Source organism: Desulfocicer niacini (genome assembly GCF_054657595.1).
In genome coordinates, this window is sequence record NZ_BAAHYK010000096.1 from 1 (window position 1) to 7,001 (window position 7,001).

Genomic DNA, 7,001 nt, shown 5'->3' on the forward strand with positions numbered 1-7,001 from the left:
GTTGGTCAAAAATTCATTGCGACTTCCCTACATTAAAAAAATGACTATACACATATCAGCGGTTGAATTAATTTGCAATTTTGCTTTGAAAAGACGTAGAAAGAATGTTGTAATCAACACGGTTGGGATACAATTCCACGGGTTATAATTTTTTAATTATATTGAAATGGTGTTTTTTTATGACGGCCTTTAAAATTCCATCGGCAATCCTGCAGCATCTGGGCAATCAGATTGATGATTTTTTACCCCGCTGGACGGCTAATATGGGAAAAGCCGGATATCTGGAAAGCACAACTGCCAAACGGCAGGACTGCATTCTGTCATATCAGTGGTTTTTTGAGCCCCTGCTGAAGGGTGCAAAAAAGGGACATTGCGTAAGCTTTGGTGAATTGATCGCCAATAAGGGGAATTGGGCTGATAAGATCATCCAGACTTCCCGGCGGCATCGTTCCAGGGGGGTGACCGGGGAGATGTTTGTGGGGTGTTTCAAAACACTGGTGCACTCCGTACTGGAAATGGTCAATGAAGGAGACGAACCTCAAGCACAAAAAAAGGAAGCTGCAGAGTATATCCGGCTCTGGGCGGATGCACTTGAAATCATCATCATTCGCGACTGGAGCATCTTGTCTCAACAAGAGGCTGCCGATTCCCTGAACACCGCTAACCGGCGGCTGACCATGGAAAAATGTAAATTTGAGAATGTGATAGATTCAATATCCGATCTCGTTATGGTGATAAACACCCAGGGGATTGTCATCGAAGCCAACCAATCAGCACGGCAGTACTTTAAAAGTGATCCGAAAGATGAGCACATTATCGCCTTGCTTGGGCTGGAAAAGCGTTCTCTTGAAAAACTGTGTGCATATTATACACAAAATAACCCTTTAGAGATATCCTTGGGGGACAACCTGTATTTTCATTGCGTTTTTGTTTCCCTGAATGAAGTCAGTCTGGCTTCGGATGGATATCTTGTTATTCTTAAAGATGTTTCTGCCCATGTAAAGCAGAGCGAGATACTGGAAAGTATGGTGACCAAAAAAACTTCAGAACTGCTGAAGAAAAAGAACCAGCTGCAGGAGATGAACGTGACCCTGCGAACGGTGATGAAGTCTGTGGACAAAGAACGCGAAGCGTTCCAGAAAAGCGTCGGTGATACCATCCGTACCACGCTGCTTCCGGCACTGGATCCCGTGCGTAAAGAACGATCCCAATCGATTAGAAACACCTATCTTGATATTATAGAAGACCAGCTGCTTAAGCTTACCTGGGGCGGGAAAGACGATCGTCATGCCCTGCTTTTGAAACTGACGCCCATGGAAATGAAGGTCTGCCGGTTCATCCAGGCAGGTGCCTCTACCAAAGAAATTGCAGATGCCTTTAATCTGTCCACAGTGACCATTCAGACACACCGTAGAAATATCCGTCGGAAACTGGATTTACAGAACCGCAATGTAAATCTGAGTACCTTTTTAAACCAGACCGCCCAGCCTGAATCTAAAACAAAATAAATTCCAATATTTTATTAAAGAGTCAAATTAAACTGTTATGAAGTAGCAGGCCTGTTTTTCCAGCCGGCAGCACCCCGCCAAAATTTGATTAATGGGTAGTTTAAAATACTCATTAATTACCTATTTCCTCATCTTCCCTATCTATGTAAAAAGGTATACGCTGAATTCATCTTTGCACGACAGACACAGGAGACCATGATGGATAACGCTCAAAACACAACACTTAAATCCTTGCGTAATTTTTTTCTGGCCAGGACCGGTAATGAACTGGCAAAGGCCGGTATGGCACTGGCTGGTGAAAGCACCAAGGCGGTCAAGATGGATGATACGGACTGGGAAGAGGCGGAATTTGCCTTTAACCGGCTTTTTGTAGGGCCCAAAGCCCTGGAAGCCCCCCCGTACGCATCCTATTACCTTGAGTCGGAGCCGCAGTTGATGGGTAAAAGTACACTGCAGGTCAGACGGCTTTATGAAATGGCCGGATTGGTCTCACCGCTGTTGGGGCACCTGCCGGATGACCATCTTGGTGTAGAACTGGACGCTGCTGTGGGCCTTTTGGACATGGTTGAAAACCAGGATGCAGAAGAACCCCGTATCCTGTGGCAGTATTTTCTGGAGGAACACCTTGGGACATGGCTGCCGCAATTTTTAAATCAAGCCCGCAGTGCAGATACTGGGCACCCGGTTGTCGACCTGGCTTTAGATCGGTTGGAAGCTTGGTTTAATAATCGGGAAACAAAACAGGAGGGATATGATCAATGACCCAATGGACAAAGAATGATGTTGAAAAGGCAATGGACTGTCCAATGACACGGCGCCGGTTCATGAAGTGGTTGACTGCAGCAGGTGTGGCTGCGGCAATGCCCTGCGGGTTTTTAAGATCGCAGACAGCTTCTGCAGCCGGAATCATCTATGAGGGCGGATATGAGACCTTTCGAAATGCCTGTCCACGGAATTGCTACGACAGTTGCGGGATTGTCACATACGTCAAGGATGGGGTGGCGCAATTCGTAGAAGGGGCTCCTGAATCGACTTACACCAACGGCGGACTCTGTGTAAAAGGAAATTCCTATATTCGAAGGCTCTACTCCCCGGATCGTATCAAATACCCCATGGTGCAGCAGGGAAGGGGAACCGGGAACTGGAAACGGATATCCTGGGATGATGCCTTGACCCGTATCAGCAAGAAAATGATCGAGATGAACGAAAAAGACGGTTCCATGCTCGGCCTGGCCTTGACGAAATATTCGGGAAACTTCGGGATCACAAATTATGGCGTGGAAGGGATGTTTTCATCTCTGGGTTACACCACCCGCATGGTGGGAACACCCTGCTGGCCCGCAGGGATCGATGCCCAGAATTACGATATGGGAAATATGTGGTGCAATGACCCGGAAGATATGGTGGACGCCCGCTATATCATTCTGTGGGGGGTTAATCCGGCCTGGTGTTCGGTCCATTCCATGAAGTATATTTATGAGGCTAAAAGACGGGGTGCAAAGATCTTGTGCATCGATCCCGTCCTGACCCAGACGGCGGCAAAAGCCGATGAGTACTGGCAGATAAAGACTTCTGAAGACGGGGCCCTGGCCCTTGGTATGGCCAGGCATATCCTGGATAAAGGGCTGGTGGATGAAGACTGGGTTGCAAGCAATAGTGTGGGCTTCAGGGAGTTTACCGATTACCTTCGCAGCGAAGTGACAGTGAAGTGGGCATCTGAAAAATCCGGCGTACCTGCAGACCGGATCACCCGTGTGGCAGAGGAGTTTGCCACAAATGATCCTGCCACGATCTGGATCGGGTACGGTTTGCAGCGCCATGTAAACGGCGGGGCCAATGTAAGAGCCATTGACGCGTTGGTGGCCATGACCGGAAATATCGGAAAGAAAGGCGGCGGCGCCCGGTATGGTCATTTGATGACTTGGGGCTTTAATTACCACGCCTTGGTTCAGCAGACGCCCAAGGGGGCAAAAGGCTACCTTGGACCTGCGGCCAAGGGGGAATTTGATTTTACTAAGGATGAAAAAGGGCCCTCCTATTCAAACCGTACGCTAAACATCAACAAAACAGCCCGGGAACTCTTGAATGCCTCTGATCCGCCGGTACGGATGTTGTGGGTAGCGTGCAAAAATCCGTTCAGTCAGGATTTTGATCGAAACCAGATGGAAAAGGCATTCAAAAAGCTGGAAATGGTTGTTGTGGTGGACCAGTTTTTTAACCAGACAGTTGAGCAGGCCGACATCGTGCTGCCGGTAACCACCTTATTTGAAGAGTGGACGGTCAATGTCGGCTATTGGCATTATTGGATGTCAATCAATGAACAGTCTGTAAAACCACTGCATGAAGCTAAATCCAATATTGAAATCGCATCCGCGCTTTCTAAAAAAATAAATGAGCTCAAACCGGGATCCTGCACTTTCCCAACGGATATCGACACCAAGGAGTGGATGGCCAAAGAATTCAACAAGGGAATCCATGATCTTTTTGGTATTAATTCCTGGAAAGATCTGAAAAAAAGCACGTACAAAGCCAAAAAAGCATTGCTTCCCTGGGCGGACGGCAAGTTCTCAACCCCGTCCGGCAAATATGAGTTTAAGTCAGATCTCTGTGCCAAGCACGGATTCAATGCCTTGCCCAAGTATGTGGCAGGCCGCAAACCATACGATAAGCTGCGGCTGTTAACTCCGCATACAAAGTTTGGTATCCATTCCCAGTTTGTGAATTTGGACTGGATGGAGGAATTCAACGAAAAGCCTTATGTATATATCAATCCTGTGACTGCCGGATCCAGGGATATCTCCGATGGGGATATGGTCACTGTGAAAAACAGGGTCGGCAAGGTAACCATAACTGCTTCTCTGACAGATAATGTCCCGGTGGATGCTGTCCTGATGTATGAGGCCTGGTTTAATAAGAATGATTATAACTGCCAGAATCTGGTGGATGATACCTCGGCGGATATGGGAGGCTACAAAGCCGGTGCTCCTGGTGTGGCAATTCATGACCAGTTCGCAGAAGTCATTAAGGCATAAGGAGATTAAAAAATGGAAAAACAACTTGGTTTTCTGGTTGATTCCGAAAGGTGTATTGGCTGTTTTACCTGTGCCATGGCCTGCAAAAATCAATATCATCAGGAAAAAAGTGTTACCTGGCGAAAGGTTTATCCCTTGAAGGAAGAGATCTATCCGCACAAGGAGCGGGCTTTTTATTCCCTGGCCTGTAATCACTGTGAAAATCCGACTTGCCTGAACGTATGTCCTGTCAAGGCATACCATAAAAGGGAAAAAGACGGAATTGTGGTTCACGAACAGGAAAAGTGTATCGGCTGCGGCAATTGTGTCCGGTCCTGCCCTTATGGGGCACCGCAATACAACCCGGTTTTGAAAAAAGCGGAGAAGTGCAGCCTGTGCTGGCAGCGTATTGATGCCGGCCGCTTACCCATGTGTGTCCTTTCCTGTCCGGTGGATGCCATTCAGGTGATTGATCTGGCTGAATTTGATTCAACAGGATCTGTCAGGTTTGCTCCCGGATTTCCAAAACAGCCGTCTTTGAACCCGTCTGTTCGCTTTCGCGTACCGAAACTACCCGTGGTGGTGAGGAGGGATGATATATGAATACTTATGAAACACCATTGATTTTGTTTACCGTGTTAAGCCAGCTGTCCATCGGATTGGTGGCCATGAGCACCATTCAACAACTGGTCGGGCCCGACCCGGAACCCGGCAGGATCCGGTCAGAATGGATGCTTGCCTGTGGTGCGCTTTTAATCGGTATGGTTGCCTCGGTATTTCACCTGGGGCATCCCGGCGGGATGATCCGGGCCACCACGCATCTCAAAACAGCCTGGCTCAGCCGTGAAGCATTGAGTGTCGGCCTGTTCCTGGGCCTGGTGGTGCTGGGGCTGGTGGTCATGCGTGAGAAAATACGGCTTGCCCTTATCGTTGTAACCGGGGGCATCGGTCTGGTGGCCATTTATTGCATGGGCATGACCTATTCTCCGCCGAGCTTCCCGGCGCTGAACAATGTGTTGCCCTTTGTGTTTTTTATTCTTACGGCAATCCTGCTGGGAGCCGGCACCGGTGTCATATTCGCCCCGGACGTAGCAAAGCCGGTCATGGGTAAAATTCTTGTTAACGGTCTTATCGTCGGGCTGGTCGTCTATTTAATCGTGCCCTGCATCTGGCTTTCCGGAGGGGAGGTCATGAGACAGACCGGCGAACAATGGATCGGATCGCCCCTGTATTGGGCAAGGATAATTATCGGATTTGTGCTGCCGCTGCTTGTTATCGGCACCTTAAAAAAGATACCGAACTGGCTATGGATTCTTATCCTGGCCGGCGAATTTCTTGGCCGGGCTGTGTTCTTTGCCAATACGGTGCATATGGCCGCTAATATGGGCGGTCTTTATTAACCTCAATGTTGGAGGAGGTTACGAAACATGAGTGTGTTGAAATGAGCCCCCCCCGGTGTTACATGATGTTTCCAGGTAAAATGGGTACTTCTGCCTTTTTACGCATCAGCGTTCAGGCGATATTATTGACGCTGTTTTTATACAGACCGCTTTGGGCAGGTGATCTTCCTGCCAATGCCTGCCCCTTGGTGAATCACAGCTATAAAGCGCGGGTGGTAGGGGATCACCTTGGCGGTGCCGTGGGTGAGGAAATTGTGTTGTCTTTCGTCCTGGATCCTCCGCAGCAGCCGGTGGGGTTTTTCCTGGCCGTAAACATGAGTGAAGAGCAGACGCCAAATTTGGGGAAAGAGACAAAACCAGAATTAGTTACCGGCTTTCCGGATACGAGCATGGTCTTCCATGTCCCGGGAATTTACAGATACACCGTCGTGGTCTCGCTTATTGCCAAATCCAGCTGCGGCGGCATAAAGACAGATACGATTTACAACGGTGAGGTTAAAATTGAAGTAACCCCTTAACCCGGCAGCATTTTTGTATTTCCGTCCTTGCTGCCGTTAATCGTTACAGACATCCTTGGATGAATATAGAAGGGTGATATATATGGAAAGTTTTGAAAAATGAAAGAAACGATTGCAAGCGATATCGGTTGATGTTAATGATTTGCTTATAAATTTCTATGCGGCTCTGTTTATTCTTACTTTTCGGATATTATCCTGTTAGATAAGTGAATTCGAAAGATAAGCGGAAAATTTTGATAAAACTAAGGAGGGGGAAGCAGAAAAAACTGCTTCCCCCCCCCCAAGGGCATTTATATAAATGCTCCCCACTTCGGCTATCCCTCGCCGGGTTGCTCCCCAGAAGAGCCCGACTCCGTTTCACCGAAACTGTTATTTCGTGTTTATGTCTTCGGTGCTGATCTCTTTGTCAAAGGGATATCGTTTAAAGCCGAACCAGGCCGGCAGGTCTTTCATTTTTTCACCTTTGCGTCGGCATAAGATATAACCGGCTCAGATTGACAGGGTTAAACGTCCTTGCATTTTGTCTTTTATCAACGAGCTTGATACGCCCGACCCTGATATCCT

The 7,001-nt window shown here is 48.1% G+C and carries 6 protein-coding genes; all 6 read left to right on the forward strand.

Features of this window, described 5'->3' with window-relative positions; genetic code table 11:
• Positions 1-179: 179 nt before the first annotated feature.
• Positions 180-1,508, forward strand: a complete 1,329-nt coding sequence (locus ACYQ2M_RS24320; protein ID WP_459918991.1) for a helix-turn-helix domain-containing protein — start codon at positions 180-182, stop codon at positions 1,506-1,508.
• A 195-nt stretch (positions 1,509-1,703) separates the two neighbouring features.
• A complete protein-coding gene (locus ACYQ2M_RS24325) occupies positions 1,704-2,270 on the forward strand; it encodes a TorD/DmsD family molecular chaperone (protein WP_459918992.1) in 567 nt (188 codons plus the stop codon).
• Positions 2,267-4,540, forward strand: a complete 2,274-nt coding sequence (locus ACYQ2M_RS24330) for a molybdopterin-dependent oxidoreductase (RefSeq protein ID WP_459918993.1) — start codon at positions 2,267-2,269, stop codon at positions 4,538-4,540. Before ACYQ2M_RS24325 ends, ACYQ2M_RS24330 begins: the two co-directional genes overlap by 4 nt.
• 12 nt (positions 4,541-4,552) lie before the next feature.
• A complete protein-coding gene (locus ACYQ2M_RS24335) occupies positions 4,553-5,122 on the forward strand; it encodes a 4Fe-4S dicluster domain-containing protein (RefSeq protein ID WP_459918994.1) in 570 nt (189 codons plus the stop codon).
• Positions 5,119-5,919 (forward strand): dimethyl sulfoxide reductase anchor subunit family protein, encoded by an 801-nt coding sequence (locus ACYQ2M_RS24340; RefSeq protein WP_459918995.1) that lies wholly within the window; start codon positions 5,119-5,121, stop codon positions 5,917-5,919. The genes ACYQ2M_RS24335 and ACYQ2M_RS24340 overlap by 4 nt, the downstream gene beginning before the upstream one ends.
• Before the next feature lie 125 nt (positions 5,920-6,044).
• Positions 6,045-6,437: a hypothetical protein gene (locus ACYQ2M_RS24345; protein WP_459918996.1), complete on the forward strand. Its 393-nt coding sequence runs from the start codon at positions 6,045-6,047 to the stop codon at positions 6,435-6,437.
• The last annotated feature ends 564 nt before the right edge of the window (positions 6,438-7,001 follow it).